14 protein-coding genes are annotated in these 17,732 nt (G+C 46.8%); all 14 read right to left on the reverse strand.

Annotated elements, in window-relative coordinates; all coding sequences use genetic code 11:
- Window positions 1-1,068: a peptidylprolyl isomerase gene (locus AC58QM_RS14860; protein WP_497285185.1), complete on the reverse strand. Its 1,068-nt coding sequence runs from the start codon at window positions 1,066-1,068 to the stop codon at window positions 1-3.
- Between the two features lie 105 nt (window positions 1,069-1,173).
- The gene (locus tag AC58QM_RS14865) at window positions 1,174-3,162 is read right to left on the reverse strand and encodes a DUF7594 domain-containing protein (protein WP_497285187.1); all 1,989 of its coding nucleotides are present in this window, start codon (window positions 3,160-3,162) and stop codon (window positions 1,174-1,176) included.
- A 169-nt stretch (window positions 3,163-3,331) separates the two neighbouring features.
- Entirely contained in the window at window positions 3,332-4,957 is a 1,626-nt protein-coding gene (locus AC58QM_RS14870) for a response regulator (protein ID WP_497285189.1), read from the reverse strand.
- Window positions 4,954-6,699: a sensor histidine kinase gene (locus AC58QM_RS14875; protein ID WP_497285190.1), complete on the reverse strand. Its 1,746-nt coding sequence runs from the start codon at window positions 6,697-6,699 to the stop codon at window positions 4,954-4,956. Before AC58QM_RS14875 ends, AC58QM_RS14870 begins: the two co-directional genes overlap by 4 nt.
- 98 nt (window positions 6,700-6,797) lie before the next feature.
- On the reverse strand, window positions 6,798-7,634 hold the full coding sequence (locus AC58QM_RS14880; RefSeq protein ID WP_497285318.1) for a carbohydrate ABC transporter permease: 837 nt from the start codon (window positions 7,632-7,634) through the stop codon (window positions 6,798-6,800).
- Between the two features lie 18 nt (window positions 7,635-7,652).
- Window positions 7,653-8,552 carry a carbohydrate ABC transporter permease gene (locus AC58QM_RS14885; protein ID WP_497285192.1) on the reverse strand — a complete coding sequence of 300 codons (900 nt, stop codon included), beginning with the start codon at window positions 8,550-8,552 and terminating at the stop codon, window positions 7,653-7,655.
- A gap of 432 nt (window positions 8,553-8,984) precedes the next feature.
- Window positions 8,985-10,328, reverse strand: a complete 1,344-nt coding sequence (locus AC58QM_RS14890) for an ABC transporter substrate-binding protein (protein WP_497285194.1) — start codon at window positions 10,326-10,328, stop codon at window positions 8,985-8,987.
- 174 nt (window positions 10,329-10,502) lie between these two features.
- Window positions 10,503-11,210, reverse strand: coding sequence for a FadR/GntR family transcriptional regulator (locus tag AC58QM_RS14895; RefSeq protein ID WP_497285196.1), 708 nt, complete (start codon window positions 11,208-11,210; stop codon window positions 10,503-10,505).
- A 13-nt stretch (window positions 11,211-11,223) separates the two neighbouring features.
- Window positions 11,224-11,964 (reverse strand): LutC/YkgG family protein, encoded by a 741-nt coding sequence (locus AC58QM_RS14900; RefSeq protein WP_497285198.1) that lies wholly within the window; start codon window positions 11,962-11,964, stop codon window positions 11,224-11,226.
- Entirely contained in the window at window positions 11,957-13,477 is a 1,521-nt protein-coding gene (locus tag AC58QM_RS14905; protein ID WP_497285199.1) for a LutB/LldF family L-lactate oxidation iron-sulfur protein, read from the reverse strand. The genes AC58QM_RS14900 and AC58QM_RS14905 overlap by 8 nt, the downstream gene beginning before the upstream one ends.
- Window positions 13,474-14,202 carry a (Fe-S)-binding protein gene (locus tag AC58QM_RS14910; protein ID WP_497285201.1) on the reverse strand — a complete coding sequence of 243 codons (729 nt, stop codon included), beginning with the start codon at window positions 14,200-14,202 and terminating at the stop codon, window positions 13,474-13,476. Before AC58QM_RS14910 ends, AC58QM_RS14905 begins: the two co-directional genes overlap by 4 nt.
- Before the next feature lie 91 nt (window positions 14,203-14,293).
- Window positions 14,294-15,448 carry a winged helix DNA-binding domain-containing protein gene (locus tag AC58QM_RS14915; RefSeq protein WP_497285203.1) on the reverse strand — a complete coding sequence of 385 codons (1,155 nt, stop codon included), beginning with the start codon at window positions 15,446-15,448 and terminating at the stop codon, window positions 14,294-14,296.
- Between the two features lie 185 nt (window positions 15,449-15,633).
- Entirely contained in the window at window positions 15,634-17,007 is a 1,374-nt protein-coding gene (locus AC58QM_RS14920) for a sensor histidine kinase (RefSeq protein ID WP_497285205.1), read from the reverse strand.
- A complete protein-coding gene (locus AC58QM_RS14925) occupies window positions 16,980-17,684 on the reverse strand; it encodes a response regulator transcription factor (protein ID WP_497285207.1) in 705 nt (234 codons plus the stop codon). The genes AC58QM_RS14920 and AC58QM_RS14925 overlap by 28 nt, the downstream gene beginning before the upstream one ends.
- Between the last annotated feature and the right edge of the window lie 48 nt (window positions 17,685-17,732).

The raw sequence follows: 17,732 nt of genomic DNA on the forward strand, positions 1-17,732 counted from the left end.
CTAATTCACCACTACTCGGTTATAGACACTTTCATTGCGCTCAACTTTCGCTTGCTTCTTCAACTGCTCAATTATGAAATCGAATTGTTTTTTCATAAGATCACTTTTGATCGCTTCTTTCACATCATCGAAACTCACATAGCCTTGCACTATTTTCCCAATAAATTGCAGTACATAAATGTTATTCCCGTTCGTTAATTGAACAACATCCCCCTTAGTAAGCTTGCTAGATTCGGTAAGGAGAAGCTCATCAATGGCGGATGGATCCTCTGAGCCTTTGGCTCCTAGCTTCATTCCCTCTTGATTCCGCCCTCGCAACAGCACATCAGCCGAGAATTTCTTGCGTGTGTCCCCGAAAGAGGCACCATTTTGTATCATAGACACCGCTTCTTCCGCCTTCGCCTTAAGACTGATAGGGAATGTCATTATATTCATCGTTACTTCATCCGGCAGTCGATATCGGGTTTCTTTCCATGTCTCATAAGCAGCTTGAACCTCGTCTTGTCCTACGCTTAGTTCTTTGTCCCTCATCTTATCTTTCAACGCAATCATCCAATTCGAATGCAAATAGTCGTAATAATTCCACTCTTCGTACTGTGTGGGGCCATAGATTGGACTTCCCTCTGATACGGCAGCCTTTCTACGTACGTTTTCTTGTTGCCACTGCTTCACGAAATCTGCATAGCTCGTGGGCACCTCGATATCATGTTCACGTGCAAGCTGCTGCTGAACTTTTAATGTGATTAATCGTTCCACCGCAGCCTCTTTTGCATATTCAGCCGGATTCACACCACTGTAATCCGTCTTCCAGAACGAGGCATTCATTGTCGCTTGATATTTATTTTTAAAATACTGCGCCGTAGCGACACGCTCCTGGGAGAGAATCAAATTAAACTCACGCAAATCAACCTCTGTTTCGTTAATCCGCATGACATAAGCCTCATCATTGGAAGCTTCTGATGTTTTATAGAAGATCGAGGCTCCAACAACGCCTACGAAGAACACGCACACACAAATCCAAGCAAAGAGTCTTTTACTGCTATTACTGCCTTTTCGATTAGCCTTCATCGCATTCATCTCTCTTCCATACAGTTTCAAAAACAGCTAGATGAGGCAGCCGAAGCTGCCTCTGTCCGCCTGTCTATCTCTGTCTGCCAATCCCGCCTACAATGATTACTGCAGGGTTAATTTAATGTAATCAAAGGATAATAAATAGTCTGTGCTTGCGGCGTTTTTGCCTGTCACGATAAATTTCAATCCTTTATCCCCGGTTTGGTTATAAGTAACGGTACCCACATCGAGCTCAACAACACTAGCACTAGCCGAGTAGAGATCCTGCTCCGTACCCACATTAACACCGGCACCCATTAATTGGAACTTACCGCGGTCATAGTATTTCTTAACGCCAACCTTCACACGATACGTTCCTGCTTTAGGTACATTGATGCGATACGTCACAAAATCATTGACTTCATTCGAAGAATATTTGGTACATAAATCATTGCTGCACGTTGCATCATCGAACGAAATATGACGATCACCTGAGCTGTCATAAGCCACTAAATCCTCGGTTTCACGCGTAAAGCCTGTGTACGCGACACCCGCTCCGCCATAAGCTCCACGGTTCGGTGCTGCTGTAGCCGAAACCGTGTTGCCCCAGTAATCTTTCCCGCCGTTACCTGAGATTAGCGTTCCGCTGCCAATAGCTGGTGAACCAGCAAGCAGCTTATAGCCGTCCACGCTATTACGCCCAATGCCGCCTGTCCCCGGTCCAACTAACTTCGGATCGGCTGTTGACTTATGCACATCCATCGTAGCAGAAGGCTCATTAGACGGATGTTGACCATAGAACGTATTCGAATCCCAAGTACGCGTATTGTTCACAGAGCCAAACTGATATTTTGCCGTTGTACTATTGTTGTAGATAATGTTGTTATAGAACGAGTAGGTATGTGGGTTCGTTGATTCGTTCACAATCGTAGGTGACAACCCTGCACCAATATAAAAGGTATTGTTATAGATAGAGGCACCGGCAAAAGCATAATTCAAATAAACGATATTGCCCAAATCATTCTGCGAAATGTTATACCTCACCACTAAGCCTGTGTCTTCTGCAACTGTACAGAACCATACGAGACCATGATGATTATCATGACTGTAGCTGTACTGCCATATCGTTCCCGGGCTCATGAGATCGGGATCATACATGTTACCATCGACACCCGTACTTCTGTTGAGATAGCCTTCGTTATATTGCAGAACCGTATTTCTGGAGCTTCTTGTAAAGAAGGTATTCCCCGTTGTTCCCGTCGCTGTATCATGCGCAACGTTATTCTCGACCACGCCACCGTCTGCCAGACGTATGATCATCGCGTTCTTAGAAATGTTATACAGCGTATTGTTGCGGATAGCCAAATTGGCATACTTCACGTTACTCCAGTCGGCTTCACCAGGGTAATAGGCAGGTGCATCGAAATCAATCACTGAGTTGTAAGTGACGATTCCTTCATTCTTCACATCGTGAATCAAGTTATCTTCAATGCGGATATCATTCCACCCCGTCGTTGCTGACTTTCCTTCAAAATAAATGCCTGCTGTTTTCTTGTTCGCAAGCGTGCCACCGACAGATCCCTCAATATCATGAATCACATTATTGCGAATGTAGAAATGGTTAATCGTCCCCGAAGTATCCGCTACAACTTCAATTCCTCGACGATCCCCTTCCGTTGCCGCATTATTCGTAATATCGAGATTATTAATTTCCCAATATTGTTGGTTGGAGAAATAAACAACGCCTTGCCCCGTCATCCCATTCCCGTCAATAACTGGCTTTGAACCCGATCCAAACATATCAATAGAAATAGCTCCGCCCGCTGCGCTTCCAGATCCACCTGGGTGCAACTGTCCGGTCCATATCCCACCTGCTTTAAAGAGAATCTGGTCACCAGGTTGAAAGGTTACACTATTCACCTTAGTCAACGTCTTCCAGGCGGACGCCGCACTCAGCCCATTCCCACTATCATCCGGTCTAGATGAATCCACATAGTAGGTATTTCCTGCAGCGGAAACTACAGGTGGCAAGGCAAGTGCACTAGCGAAAGTGACAAAAGAAATGGATAAGCTAAGCACCAGGTTAGCCCATGTTCTTTTTTTATACATCATGTACCCTCCTCATTCGTTTGGTAGTCAAATCGTATACTCCTCTCCTAAAATGATATCGCTTACAATTTATATTGTAACGATCTCACCCTCAAAAAAAGGGTAAGATTTTTACTCCTTTCGTGTATTATTTTGTTGCACTTGTACTACAGATAGTGAGCAAGCGGCACCGCTAGATTCTTCCGTACTTCTCGCGAAACTCGGAAGGGGTTATCCCCATGTACTTCTTAAAGAGACGGGAGAAATAGGGTCGATCATAATAGCCTAATTTTTGTGCAATCGTCTCCGTGGAATCTGAACCGTTCTTAATCATTTGTGCGGCTAAATTCAACTTGAGTTTGTGCACGTAATCTGTAAAATTCTCACCAGTTAGCTTCTTAAATTGTCTGGAAAAGTAACTAGGATTCAGGAATAAATGTTGAGCCACCTCACCGGAAGTCACATTCTCCGTCAACCTTTCTAAAATATATGTTTCAATCGCATGCAGTTTAATTTCTCTGGAGCTCACTGCGGCCTGTTCCGTCTTGGCAAAACTGCGACAAATGAGTGCCTCAATTAGAGACGCGATCTCATTTACTCTCTGAGCCTGCTTCACATCCTGAATCATCTCTGGATCCATAGGAATATGAAGTACTTGTAGTCTTTGTACAAAATGCTCAATGACTAACGCAGGATTCATGTCCGCCTCTCGGCTTATTGTAAGTAGACTCCTTAACAGCTGCTGTGCTGTATCCCCATCTCTGCGTTCCAAAGCTTCTTGAAAAAGTTGAAGCTCCTCCTCAAACCGAGGCGGTGTTGAAGATTTCCAAGCTTTCACCTGCGACATAGACAGGCGCACAAATGGACTGGACTCGTAAAAACAAGTCCTATTCGCTTCACGCAATTTCTTATACGAAGCAGGCACTTCTTCAACATTGGTGAACGAGTTTGAATACATACCTCGCAAGGTCAGCTGTAAATAACGCTCCACCAGCTGGTTCACCTCATCCAAATAACAGATCAGATTCTCAAACGGTTTCAGTTGTAGATCACTTTGCCTATAATTCATAATGACGATAAAGCAAGCATTCTCATCATGATCAGTCATATATCGGCCAGGTAGAAATGACGTCAGCTTCATGTAATTGTTCTTCATATTAAATTTGTCTGCTATTTCCTGCGCAATGTTATAGACCGCATATCGCATAGTAGGCGTATCCTGACGAGCGTATTTCAGACGAAAAGAAGCTCCGTCCAGATGAACAAGTCCTAATATGAAATCGGCATATACCCAGTCCACACCAAGCCTCGAACCGAATCGAATCACGCTATCAACAGAGTGGAAACCTTTCATCAAATCCTCCATGAAACCCTGTTTGAGCAAAATCAGATTCCGCTGCATATCCGACATATAGTCATTATGCGCTAGGATTCGATGCTTGCTTTCAAGCGCTTGAATCACCTTATGTACGGCTTGCAGCATGCGTTCAGCGCTTAACTCATCCTTGTTAATATAATCGAGTGCATCTAACTGCAGCGCCTTCTTCGCATATTGAAAGTTCTCATGATGTGTTAGAAAAATGAGGAGCACGTCCGGGTTCAGCCTTTTCACCTGGTCAGCGAGCGCGATCCCATCGAGCTGCGGCATCCCGATATCCGTAATGAGGACATCAGGGATCCAAGTCTCAGCCTGTTGGAGTGCTTTAACCCCAGATTGGCACACTCTCACTTCACTGAAGCCCATATCCTTCCACGGAAGCAGCCTCTCCAAGAAACGAAGGATAGGAACATCATCGTCGACGAGCATCAATTTCTTCATAAGCGTTCCTCCTCCTTCGTTATTGGAATCATTAGCATCACACTAACCATATCCCCTTGCTGAATCACGATCTCCGCCTGAGTCCCATAGGTGAGTCTCATTCTGGAGATCGTGTTCTTCATCCCAACATGCTCTTGACCATTAAACATCTCATCTTGACCACCTGTCTGGATCATTTCCTGTAAGGCAGCCATATCAGCTTGTGTAAGGGCTGCACCATTGTTCGCTATCCGGATGGAGACCACCTCCCCCATCTTGCTCGCTTGGACGGCAATGCGAGGATACTCCGGCGCATCAATGAAACCATGTACAATCGCGTTTTCTACCACCGGCTGCAGCAAAAGGGAAGGAACACGCATCGCCCGAACATCCTCATCCAGCTCTACACTAAATTCGATATCGAGTCCATTACGCATTTGCATGATCTTCACGTAATCCTTTAAGAGTGCACATTCCTGCTCCAGTGAGTTCATCGTATAGACATTCATATAGGCTCTCAATAGCCTAATTAACGAATCAATCTGCCCGCTATGCACGTTATCCCCATCCAACATGAGGTTACACTTAATGGACGTTAATGTGTTCAGCAAAAAATGCGGATGAATCTGCGCATAGAGCGCTTTCAACTCTATGAATCGCTTCGCTTCCTGCTCTTTCTCGATATCCATAATTAATTGCGTGATCTCATCAAGCATGCTGTTAAAGGAGCTGCCCAAGAAAGCAATTTCATCCTTTCCTTGCACCTCGAAACGAACTGTGCGATCACCCGTACCGAACTTGGCAACGACGTTTTTCAGCGTTGTTATCGGAATATGAAGTCTTCTGGCCATCCACATGGATGCCACTATAAATAGCAGGATACACAAGATAATTAACAAGACGACCGAGAAGAAAACTCTGGATATTTCCCCTGTTATTTCCCGTTGTGGTGTCTGCAGCGTTAATTGCCATTTCGATTTGGGAATCTGATAGTCATTCCGCATCAGAGCCTGATCATCAGCAGCTTCTTTAACCGAATCCCCCGTATGATAAATATCACCGCCGAATTGATCTTCAATCTTAAACTGGCTGTTACTCAGATCACCAATCACTTCTGCGAAATAGTTGAAAGGAATACCAATATACAATACACCGAGCGTCTCATTCGTCTTGGTATTACGCAGCAATTGCGCCACATAGTGATGCCTTCTGCCATTATCATTGGCTGTCGGCGTGCGATTCAGCGCAGTGTTCTGCCACTTAATGGAGTAGCGTGCGCCTCCCATATCTTCCTGTACAAGCTCATTCAGATCCTGCGAAATGAGATCCTGCAACTCCGTATAATCGGAAGAGCCTGCTTCGGTTTTGATAATGTAACCACCCGGTGTGACGATAAAGGTCCTCACATTAACTTGCGCCAGCTTGGTCGTCAGCGTAGTGAGTTCCTTTTGAATATTTTCCAAATACATGTATTCTCTAAAGCCTGCAATCTTCTTAACGCGATTCAGCTCACTGATCCCCTCAAGAAGAATAGGATCTTGATTTAATTGTATCGATAAATACGCGATTTCATCGACCATCTTACTGACCTGAATGCCAATGACTTCAAGTAAGCGTTGATTATTGTTTTCAACCTTATCCGTAATGACATTCTTCAACACGGAGTAGGAAAGCATAGAAATCAAGAGCACAGGCAAGAGCACAAAGAGAATGAGCAGCAGCTGCAGCTTCTGATAGTAGGATACATTTCTGAATAGGCTCATCGGTTCTTCAACCTCGCTCGCTTGATTATTACTTTCCATTGTAGCTTAGGTTGATTCTGGGAGGAAGGTAGAGAACTGGAAGCTCATTTCACCTCTCCTTACCCTTTCACGCCTCCGAGTGCAATGCCATTAATAACTTGCCTTTGTAATAAAATGAATACGGCAATGACTGGAATAATAGCTGAGAGAGAAGCCATCATCGTAATGGAGTAGTTCGCGCTAAATTCTTCTTTAAATTTTAAAATACCAAGCGGGATTGTATAGAGGGTATCTGTATACAAGAAAATGAGTGGATTCTGGAAATCGTTCCACACCCAAATGAACTTAATAATACCGACCGTTGCGATAATCGGCTTACATAAAGGCAACATGAGATTCCAATAGATACGCAGGAAACCCGCTCCATCCATTTTGGCTGCTTCAACATACTCTTGATGAATACCCAGCATGAATTGTCGGAGCATGAACGTGAAGTACGTTGAGAACATCCCCATGAGAATTAATCCAGCATGTGTGTTATACAAGCCAAGCGTCTTAATCAGTACATACCTTGGCACCAACGTCGACTGCTCAGGAATAATCATGAAGCCAATCAGCAGCGCAAAGATGATGTTTTGCCCCGGGTACCTCAGTTTCGAGAACGAATAGGCCGCCATGGAGGAAAATAGAATGGTAAAAAACGTTTTGATGAGTGCAATTTTAATTGAATTGAAATAGTAAAGGCTGAAATGGACATCCCCTAACCAGACGGTTGTGAAGTTATGAACCAAATTCCAACGCGTTGGAATCCATTGGATGGGGAACGTCATGACATCACTCTCGAACTTCGCAGCAGCGGAAAGCATCCATACGAGAGGTGCCAACATGAAGATGGAGATAATCCCCATCAGAATAGTGATCACCCATTTGCCATAATCGATCTGACGGTTTTGCAACATGTGAAGGTCCTCCAATTAATAATGTATTTTACGATTCTGAGCTGCCCATGTGAAGGAAGTCAGGAGTGTGATAATCAGGAACAACGCCCATGATAGCGCAGAGGCATAGCCCATTCTAAAGTGTAGGAACCCTTCTTCGTATAAGTAATAAACAAGCACTAGCGAAGAATCATTAGGACCCCCATCTGTGAGAAATTTAATGAGGTCAAATACTTTAAAGGAGGAGATGATCAACGTGATACTGAGAAAAAATAAAGTAGGACTCAGCAGAGGTAATGTGATGGTCCAAAATTGCTTAATCCGCGAGGCACCATCGATATCTGCCGCTTCATATAAATCCGCCGGGATATTCGTTAACCCTGCTAAATAAATAATGATTTTGTAGCCGATCGATACCCAGATTGCGATGATGATAATGCTATATAGCGAGAATGAACTGTCTGCCAACCATTTCGGTGGATTGGTTATGCCTATGGAGATCAGAAATTGATTAACCGGCCCTTTAAACGGATGCAGCAGAGCTCCCCATACCGCAGCGACGGCAACCGTTGTAGAGATGTAAGGGATAAAGAAGCTGACTTTAAAGTAATCCTTGAGAAAGACGCGCGAATGAATGAGAATTGCAAATAATAAAGCGATCAGCATGCCTAGAGGCACCGTAAATAAGGTGTAGATCAAATTATTTTTAACAGCCAAATAAAATTTGTCATCCTGGAACATCTCGATATAATTCTGTAGCCCTACGAATTTAATGGCAGAGAATCCACCTACCAAATTCCATTCGCAAAAGCTCAAATATAATGAAAATACGAGTGGAAACACACCTAACATCAAGATGCCTAGAAACTCCGGTGTCGCAAATGCATACCCCACCAGCACTTCTCTCCTGCGGTTCGTCCAATACTTCCCTTTCATCCTGCTCACTCCATCCATTGTTCTTATAAAACAAGTATATAAGGTGGACGACTGCTTCTTTTTTCAGATTTTGACGTCTTGTGTGTATAATTTTGACCATAAAAAAACACAGCTGCGCCGTCCTCGAACAGTCAGAATCTAAAAAAGATGCGAATATGCATCTTTTTCTACTAGAGAAGCTGCGCTCAATCAGGAAAGATGCAAATGTATATCTTTTTCCAGCTAATTTATCCTTTTTATGGAATTTGGGTAAAAAAGGATGTATTTTCGCAGCAATTCTTCGATAAACGGCCTATTCTCCCTGAAAAAGATGTATTTTTGCAGTTCTCTGTTCATATCGAGCGCTTAATGGGAACAAAAAAAGGGGGAAGCATCGCTCACCCCCCCAATCGAAAAAAAGAGAGAGTAGCGAATACCCTCTCTTACACATCACTATTTTGTATTCTGTTTTGCAATCTTTTCTGCTTCTGCCATCATTTCCTTCTGGATCTGATCGAATGGAGCATTATCTAACATATATTTCGAGAACAGCTTCTCTGTCACGTCTTTCTTCAACTGAGCGCCGTATGAGATGCTGATACCTGAATCTGCTTTCGTTTTCACATTTTTATCGTATACCGTGTCATAAAGTGATTGCTCATCAATGAGATTCTTCTTATCACCAACAATCTTAGCAATAACCGTTTTCCCATCGCCTTTCTTCCACCCTTGAAGACCCTCCTTCGTACCGCCTGCTTCCGATGTCATATAGCGAATGAACGTGAATGCCGCTTCTTTATTCTCAGACTTCTCACCAATCGCCATATACTCGCCACCCATAATGGTATTGCCCAGCTCTGAATCCTTCGTTGCTCTAGGCATTGGGGCGAAAACCGTTTGGAAATCATGCGGATACTTCGTAACATCCAACGCGTTGGCTAAGATAAAACTGCCGACGAACTGCATACTTGCGTTCCCGTTCAGGAACTCTTGAACACTGTTATATTTGGACGCTACGACGTCTGCCATCGGCTTCACGGATTTATCTTCTTTTTCCAGCGCGCGTCTGAATTCGAAAAATGACTTAAACGATGGATCATTGTAGTTCGGCGCCAAACTAGCCGTTACATAGGGATTTACACGTTCGCTAAAAGCCGTTGGATTCGCATATTCGCCAAATGTATGGAAATAAGCACCAGCACGCGGACCCTTAGTCAGCTTTTTCGCATAGTCACGGAAATCATCCCACGTCCAGCCCATCTTCGGCACACTTAGGCCCGCTTCATCCAAATGTTTCTTGTTCAAGGCTACAAACCAGAATGTAAGGGCATCCATAACACCGTAATAGTGATCCTTATATTTGGGTGTCGCATGATATTCTTCATCTGGCTTCACGTTGTTCTTCTTGAAATATTCATCCAATGGAGCAATAGCACCATTCGCTGCACGCTGTGTAACCTGCTCGATATTCGCAAGTTTGAACACGTCTACCTTTTCTCCAGCTGCAATTAAGACATCGAGCTTTTTAATCGTTTCCGCCGAGTCATTCGGAACAAGCACTTTGGTATCGACTTTAATGTTCGGGTACTTCTTCTGGAAAGCCTCAACCTTCTCTTTATATCCTGGCTTTTCTTCCCATGTAAAATAATTAATCGTCACTGGTGCTTGCGCCTTAGCGGTTTGGGTAGCTGCACTTTCGTTAGGGCTGCTTGTCGCCGTCTTGCTACCGGATGAACAACCCGCGATTAGCGCTGCGCAAGTCAGCATAGCTATGCTGACCGTTAATGATTTCTTCATATTGAAGATCCCCTCTCTTCATGTTCAAGTTGTACCTTACTTCCTTCATTGTAATGAATTGCCGATAGAGGGGGCGTGTATATTCTTGTCGCATGTCGTGTATGATTTTGACAGATGACAAAGAGAAGGCCTTCCCCCTCACCTCATTGAGTTGTGGGAAGCCCCTCTGTGTATTCATATATATTTGATCAAAATACTTTCGACATGCTCCAAATGCTCGCGCATCGCCGCAGAGGCCTGCACCGGATCACCGCTGACGATCGCTTCATAAATCACTTTATGTTCCTTCAGCAGCTTGACCGCTACTTCCTGATTCGCATAGAGCTCCGCACGGCGGATATCGCGAATCATCATTTCCATCGCGTTGCGGATGGACTCAAAAGTTTGCTCCATAATGCTGTTATGCGTCGCTTGAACGAGCAACTGATGGAATCCGAGGTCCGTTCTTTCCCCTTCCGCATCATTGCCCACGGAGCTCCCCATGTCTTGCATAATGCGCTGCAGCTGTGCTAAGTCCTCTGGCGTTCGTTTCCGTGCAGCAATGGATGCAATCGAAATCTCCAGCGATTGCCGCACTTCCATGAGCTCAAGAAGCGTGGTCCGATTCATGCGAAGCGACGTCCACTCCGGCAGGGAAACTTCGGAAGGGGCCTGCCGAATCACGCGACACGCACCCCCTTGCCGAATCTCGATAAGTCCCATCGCTTTCAAAGCGCTAAGCGCTTCCCGTGTCGTAGAACGCCCGACGCCGAATCGCTCGGACAACTCTTTGGTGGAAGGGAGCTTATCCCCCATTTTCAACTGTCCCTGCACAATCATTTCTTTGATCTGCTGGGCGATCTCATCATAGTGATTTTGTTTCTGCAGCTTCGTAACTTCCATATGAGTACCTCTTCTATCCGATAAGTAGCACGTGCACAATCCCTGGACCGTGAACACCAATCGTCAAATCGTTTTCAATATCCGCCGAGCGGCTTGGACCCGAGATGAAGTGAATGCCGGCAGGCAAATCTTTCCTTGCTTTCTGATCGAGTGGGGCGAGTATTTCGCCTAGTCTCGTTCGCAATCGTTCAATCGGCAGCAGGACGATCAAAGCCGTAGGGAGCAGGCTCACCGATCTACCTTTTTCTTTCGATGATAACACAGTTAGCGATCCGGTGTAAGCCGCCGCATGGTCAGCCATGACAATGCCGAGATCCGCATTTGCTGCGCTCGCCTTCCAGTTGGTATCTTCATCGGTATTCCATACCGAGAAGTCGACCTCTGGAAGGGCATCGCCCAATTCAAGCGCATGAAGCTCCGCTTGATCCTGGTGAATCACACGTTTGACACTTAACGTGTTGACGAGTTCTTCGATTTTAGCCTTGGCTTCATCCATCGAAGGGACCCTAACTACGTATCCGCCTGCGGCATGGAAGTTCGCCGTGAAGTTCTCGACACGTTCTTCTGGGGACCAGTTGAACGCTTTCCAGCTATCCGAAGCGCCTTGGAAAGGATGCGCGGGCTTCTCGGTCACCCTTGGACGACCAAGCTTGTTGGCGATCCCTTGGATGAAACGTTCTTGCTCCGCTAGGGACTGCTGATCCAGAACTTGCAGCTTCTCCCGCCACTCTGGCGTTATGTCTCGTTTACCCATGTTGATGTCCTCCCTTTTTGCTCCGTGCTGCCAATACCTCAGCCATCCTAGCTTGAATAGCAGGATCGGCCTCCGTCAGTCCATGGCGAATCTCTTGCTCCAGCGTTTTCCAGCCTTCACGGAACGATGCCTTCGGAAGACTTGGTGTTACACGGTAGGTGTTCCACCCTTTAAGCGGGCCCACCTTTAAGCGAATGCCACCGTCGCGAACGACCAGCTTTTGCCCGATTCTGCCTAGCTTGAGAACGGCATTAAACCGCTTCGAGTTCCCCATCACCGCAGCAAAGCCCTTCATTCCCGCCGCCTCGACCTTGTCGCCGTGGCCGGCCTCGACCTTCCGCCTGCGCAGTGACACCAGCATGTCGTGCAATGGAATCTTCACGGGGCATGCTTCATAGCAGGCGCCGCAAAGACTTGAAGCATTGGCGATGTCGTCCCATTCCGCCACATTTTTCTTGAGCGCTGGCGTGAGCACAGCGCCGATCGGCCCGCTGTACGTGCCCCCGTAGGCATGACCGCCGATATGGCGGTACACCGGGCACGCGTTCAAGCATGCGCCGCAGCGGATGCAGTTCAGCAGCTCTTGGAACTCTGGATCGCCAAGCTGCTGCGAGCGCCCGTTATCCACGATGATGATATGCATCTCTTCCGGACCATCCGCATCTTCATCTCTTCGCGGACCTGTGATGCCGGACATGTACACGGTCAGCTTCTGGCCGGTTGCTGAACGAGGAAGCAGCGTTGCCATGACCTCGAGGTCTGACCATGTAGGGATAATCCGCTCCATCCCCATGAGGGTGATTTGCGTCTTAGGCACCGTTGTAACCATACGTGCGTTGCCTTCATTTTCAAAAAGGACCATCGATCCGCTCTCTGCAATGGCAAAGTTACAGCCCGTCATCCCGATGTCAGCTTCCAGGAATTTCTCTCTTAATTTCTTGCGCACATAGCCAGCCAGAATCGTCGTATCCGGGGCCAGTGTCTCCCCCGCATCTTTCGATAAGAGCTCAGCGATTTGATATCTATTTTTATGAATAGCTGGAATGATAATATGGGATGGGGTTTCGTCCGCCAGCTGAATGATGTATTCGCCTAGATCGGTCTCTATCGCTTCAACATTGATGGAGGCCAGCGCTTTGTTTAAGTGCAGCTCCTCGGTCACCATCGACTTCGATTTCACGACCGATTTGGCTTGTTTGGCTGCGGCAATTTCCAGGGAAATTTTGACCGCTTCGACATCTGTATCCGCAAAATGTACATGAACCCCATTCGCTCGCGCATTGTTCGCAAACGTCGTTAAGTAATAATCCAAATGCGCAATGGTATGCAGACGAATCTGTCTGCCGCGTTCACGCCAATCGTCCCAGTTTCCATGATCGGCCGCTGCCTTCAGCTTCCCGCCGCGCAGCCGTTCCGTCGTAAACTTGACCGCTTTGCGCAGAAATTCATCGTTCAGCGCGATATCTGCCCGTTCCTTAACCGTTGTCGCTTTCCCCGCAGCTGTGTGGCTCATGCGTGCTTCACTCCTTCATATAGCAGCTCAGCCAAATGCATCACTCTCACCGGCTCGTTTCGATAACGCAAATTCCCCGCAATATTCATCAAGCAGGCCAAATCCAACCCAACCAACACCTCAGCCTCGGTTTCCTTCACGTGATCTACTTTCTCTTGCACCATGGCACCAGAAATATCCGCCATTTTCACGGAGAACGTTCCACCGAATCCGCAGCAATCCTCGGCAAAAGGCAGCGGTACCAACTCCAAATCTTTGACGCCTTGCAGCAGCGCAAGCGGCTCTTCCTTCACGCCGAGCAGCCTGCTTCCGTGGCAGGACGGATGATAGGTGACTTTATGTGGAAACACAGCACCCATGTCCTTAATATTGAGAACATTGACTAGGAACTGTGTAAATTCGTACGTTTTATTCTGAAGCTGTGTGGCTTTCTCCATCCACTCCGGCTCATCCTTAAACAAATTCGCATAGTGATGAATCATATACGTGCAAGAGCCCGAAGGCGAAATCACAAAATCACTATCCTCAAATGCGGTAAGAATTGTCTTCGCAGTTGCTCTCGCTTCATCCCAGTAGCCGCTGTTATAAGCAGGCTGCCCGCAGCACGTTTGCACCGTCGGCAATTCAAGTAGAACACCGTAATGCCCTAGTAGACGTGCAATCGCTTCGCCAACCTTCGGATATAATGCATCACTTAAACACGTAATAAATAAGGAAACCTTCATGAGAAGCCCCACTTTCTTTCGTTAACTTATCAGGTTATCAGACATGTTGAGTGTAGCATAAACCCCCTCGTCTTGAGAAGGGGTATTTCACTTATTTTCCACTCACAAACCTAATTTCAGAGGTGGCCGCATTCGGAGCGGCAAAATGAAGCATTCGAGCTCCTTCTTCAGATAAAGCATCCTGCTCTTGCTTGGAAAGCATCCGAAATGGTTCTATATGCAAAATAGTATGATCCCGCTTGCTGATCAGCTTCCAGGTTCCCGTTACGAAGCCGTCTACGAGAATCGTTGCCCGGATGATGCCGTTCACCGTGAAAACACGTTTACGGTACGCCTCATCCAAGATTCGGTTGCGGTCCGCATAAGACAGCAGTATATTATCGAACTCACCAAGGAATCTCGGTGCGGACGGTGTAGCTGCGTCAGGACGCGGGGCATCTGGCAGATCAAATAATTGTTCGCCTCGTTCGTTTCGAAATGTGATTAGTTGTGGTCGTAGGTTTTTGATCACTTCAAGAATACGAGTAAGTCCTGACCACATCTGAATATCCTTGACGGTAGCTGGTCCGAATGCGGCTAGGTACCTCCGGATGAGCCACTCCGGCTCGGGGAGGGAGGTTAGAGATTGGCCGAGCCATGCTTCGATTGACGTATGTATAGCTTGTCCGCTTTCTCCCCAAATTCCACGTGGTGGTAGTTGTACTAACGGTACTTTATTCCGAACCAATCCCACCATAGCTTCTGGATCGAGCCCAGACCAGTGTTCGGATAGCCGTATGCCCAATTCGTTCAAAGTCATTGGCTCCTTCTCAACACACGCCCTCCCGGCGGCAGCAAGTGTTTCTTGGTCTATACCATGAAGCTGCTTACCGAAGGTTCCTTTCAGCGTGCGATCCATGACAGGCTGTAACAAAGGCCGCAGATGCAGGGCGTCATTGGCAGATGCCAAGTGCAATGTCGATCGCATTAGCGCCATGCGGACAACCTGCTTACAGCGCAAAAGCCCAGATAGTTCCTCATGACGAAAGGCGTCTATTCGCGACCACAAACTAAAGTAAGGTGCATTCGGGGATTGCGCCTGCATCCCAACCAGCTTCTCGATGGTCTCCAAGACAGGGAGCTTCACACGGGTAAGCAGCATTTGCCTTGCCAGCAACGCACGATTCAATTCACGATTAGTGAGTACGTTGCTGGGTTCTTTATCCGTTGACTTTCCTTGGTTTTGCTCTTTATTCACTTCCTTCATGTTTATATCTCCCATCTAAAAAAACGGTAGTTTGGCTTATAATCCCTATAGTAAACGATATACCGTGACAACACTATGTCAGGGTTCATGTAGATGTTCGGAGTTAGAGCATTACTTTGAAATTATTGTTGATTAAAAAGGAAAAACCGCCAGGAAGAACTTGCCTTCCTGACGGGTCCATAAAACTACGCCCTTCGCTGCCACGCTGGGAAACGAAGCATCATCTTCGTCCATTGGCCCAGCACACTAGCTGGTGCGATTTCTCCGCCGTGCTTCGTCACGATCCACTTCGCGATCGCGAGGCCGAGACCCGTACCGCCATGGCTGCGGGTCCGTGATTTGTCACCGTGGTAGAAGCGGTCGAAGATATGCGGCAGATCCTCTGCCGATATCCCAGCTCCCGTGTCTTCGACCACCAATTCAACATCGTGGCCTCTCTTGCTCGCAACAACGCGAATCGTGCCATCCGCAGGCGTAAACTTCATGCTGTTGTCGAGCAGAATCACCAGCAGCTGATGGATGCGTTCCACATCCCCCATCAGCTCAATCCCGCTCTCGACATCCGATTCCAACTTCTGCCCCTTCAACTCCGCTAACGGTTCGAACTTTTGCACGACTTCGTGAATAACCTCGGATAGCTGCAAAGGCTTGAGCATAATTTCCTCTTGATTGGAATCCGCTCTGGCGAGCGTAAGCAATTGTTCGGTCAGCCTGCCCATCCGTTTTGACTCCTCCAGCACCACAGACAGCGGCTCGCTCATATTCAGGATGGATCGATCTGGATGCCGAAACGCGAGCTCTACATTCGCTCGAATAATGGATAACGGCATTCGCAGCTCATGGGAGGCATCCGCAACAAATTGCTGCTGTTTATCCCAGGATTGCTTGATCGGGCGCAGCGCTTGATTAGCTAGATACATACCCGCTAACACCGTTATAGCGCCGCCGACCACTATACCGATTAGAATAAGCTTAAACAATTGCTTCAACATATTTTGCTCAGAGTCAATGAGGCTGATGGCTTGAATAGACACAATCTTGGTCGTTGCCTCGGTGAAAAGCGAAGATGGCGTGATGCTATTTAACCCTTTTGCCTGAGAAATATCGGTCAGCACTTTCAGATTCATCATCTTGGGCTGCTCATAATGCACAGCATAAATACGGTAAGAGTGATCATCCATGTTAACCGTTTGCGGCGTGGGGATGGATCTATAAGCCTTGAAGGCATCCACTTCTTTATGCATCCCTGCTCCTGTTAGAATCGGATATGAATTCCCTTGATCATCCCATAGCACCAGAAACACACGTGGATCGATCCCCTGAACTTGAATTAACGTCTTCTTGGTCACTCCTTCAGCAGGCTCTATAGGCGACAACATTTCAGATTTCGCATAGAAGAACTGCGCATCCTGCTGAACTCTCTGCTGTAACGATTCATCCACATTGGCATACAATTGATGGCGTAGTTCGGTATAGACGATGATGCCCAAACCGACAATGATAACGAAGAAAACAACCGCGTTCAGCGCCGTCAGACGAATTCGGGTCTTTTTGAACATACAGCATTCTCCTTCAAAATATACCCGACATTCCGAATCGTATGGATCATATGATCATAATCGAACGGCTTCAGTTTTTTGCGCAAATAGTAGACATACACATCCACGACATTGGACCCCACATCGGAATCAAGTCCCCAGACACGAAGACAGATTTGCTCCCGCGTCAGAATTTGACCGCGATTCCGCAGCAAGTATTCGAGCAGCTCGAACTCTTTTAGCGTAAGCTCCATCGGCTTCCCAGCAATCGCAACTTCTTTCGTTCTACTTATGAGTACTAACTGATCATACGATAGACGATCTTCGATCTCGCTTCCCCCGCGTCTACGCAGCAGAGCCCGCACCCTGGCAAGTAATTCCGGTACGCCAAAAGGCTTCGTCATATAATCATCCGCACCTGAATCGAGTCCCTTCACCATATCCTCAACACTATCTCTGGCCGTGAGGAACAGGATCGGCGTCAGCACTTGCTTCGCCCGCAAGGTATGAACAATTTTGACACCATCCATCCCAGGCAGCATCCGATCGAGCACCAACAAATCATAGATGCCTTGCTCTGCCAAATAGCAGCCCTCTTCGCCGCAGGCTGTCGCATCCACTTGGTAGCCTTCTTCTACCAGTAAGGTTCGTATCGTTTGCAGCAACGGCAGCTCGTCTTCTACAACGAGTATTTTCATCGACTTTCCTCCCAGTTAGTAGCCGCAGCCTCTCTCATGGTTTTAGTA

This window comes from Paenibacillus sp. J22P165, assembly GCF_059692015.1.

What these genes read in the sequence shown, in the direction of transcription:
- AC58QM_RS14860 (WP_497285185.1), bottom strand. Translation starts at nt 1,068, where the DNA reads ATGAAGGCTAATCGAAAAGGCAGTAATAGCAGTAAAAGACTCTTTGCT.
- AC58QM_RS14865 (WP_497285187.1), bottom strand. Translation starts at nt 3,162, where the DNA reads ATGATGTATAAAAAAAGAACATGGGCTAACCTGGTGCTTAGCTTATCC.
- AC58QM_RS14870 (WP_497285189.1), bottom strand. Translation starts at nt 4,957, where the DNA reads ATGAAGAAATTGATGCTCGTCGACGATGATGTTCCTATCCTTCGTTTC.
- AC58QM_RS14875 (WP_497285190.1), bottom strand. Translation starts at nt 6,699, where the DNA reads ATGAGCCTATTCAGAAATGTATCCTACTATCAGAAGCTGCAGCTGCTG.
- AC58QM_RS14885 (WP_497285192.1), bottom strand. Translation starts at nt 8,552, where the DNA reads ATGAAAGGGAAGTATTGGACGAACCGCAGGAGAGAAGTGCTGGTGGGG.
- AC58QM_RS14890 (WP_497285194.1), bottom strand. Translation starts at nt 10,328, where the DNA reads ATGAAGAAATCATTAACGGTCAGCATAGCTATGCTGACTTGCGCAGCG.
- AC58QM_RS14895 (WP_497285196.1), bottom strand. Translation starts at nt 11,210, where the DNA reads ATGGAAGTTACGAAGCTGCAGAAACAAAATCACTATGATGAGATCGCC.
- AC58QM_RS14900 (WP_497285198.1), bottom strand. Translation starts at nt 11,964, where the DNA reads ATGGGTAAACGAGACATAACGCCAGAGTGGCGGGAGAAGCTGCAAGTT.
- AC58QM_RS14905 (WP_497285199.1), bottom strand. Translation starts at nt 13,477, where the DNA reads ATGAGCCACACAGCTGCGGGGAAAGCGACAACGGTTAAGGAACGGGCA.
- AC58QM_RS14910 (WP_497285201.1), bottom strand. Translation starts at nt 14,202, where the DNA reads ATGAAGGTTTCCTTATTTATTACGTGTTTAAGTGATGCATTATATCCG.
- AC58QM_RS14915 (WP_497285203.1), bottom strand. Translation starts at nt 15,448, where the DNA reads ATGAAGGAAGTGAATAAAGAGCAAAACCAAGGAAAGTCAACGGATAAA.
- AC58QM_RS14920 (WP_497285205.1), bottom strand. Translation starts at nt 17,007, where the DNA reads ATGTTCAAAAAGACCCGAATTCGTCTGACGGCGCTGAACGCGGTTGTT.
- AC58QM_RS14925 (WP_497285207.1), bottom strand. Translation starts at nt 17,684, where the DNA reads ATGAAAATACTCGTTGTAGAAGACGAGCTGCCGTTGCTGCAAACGATA.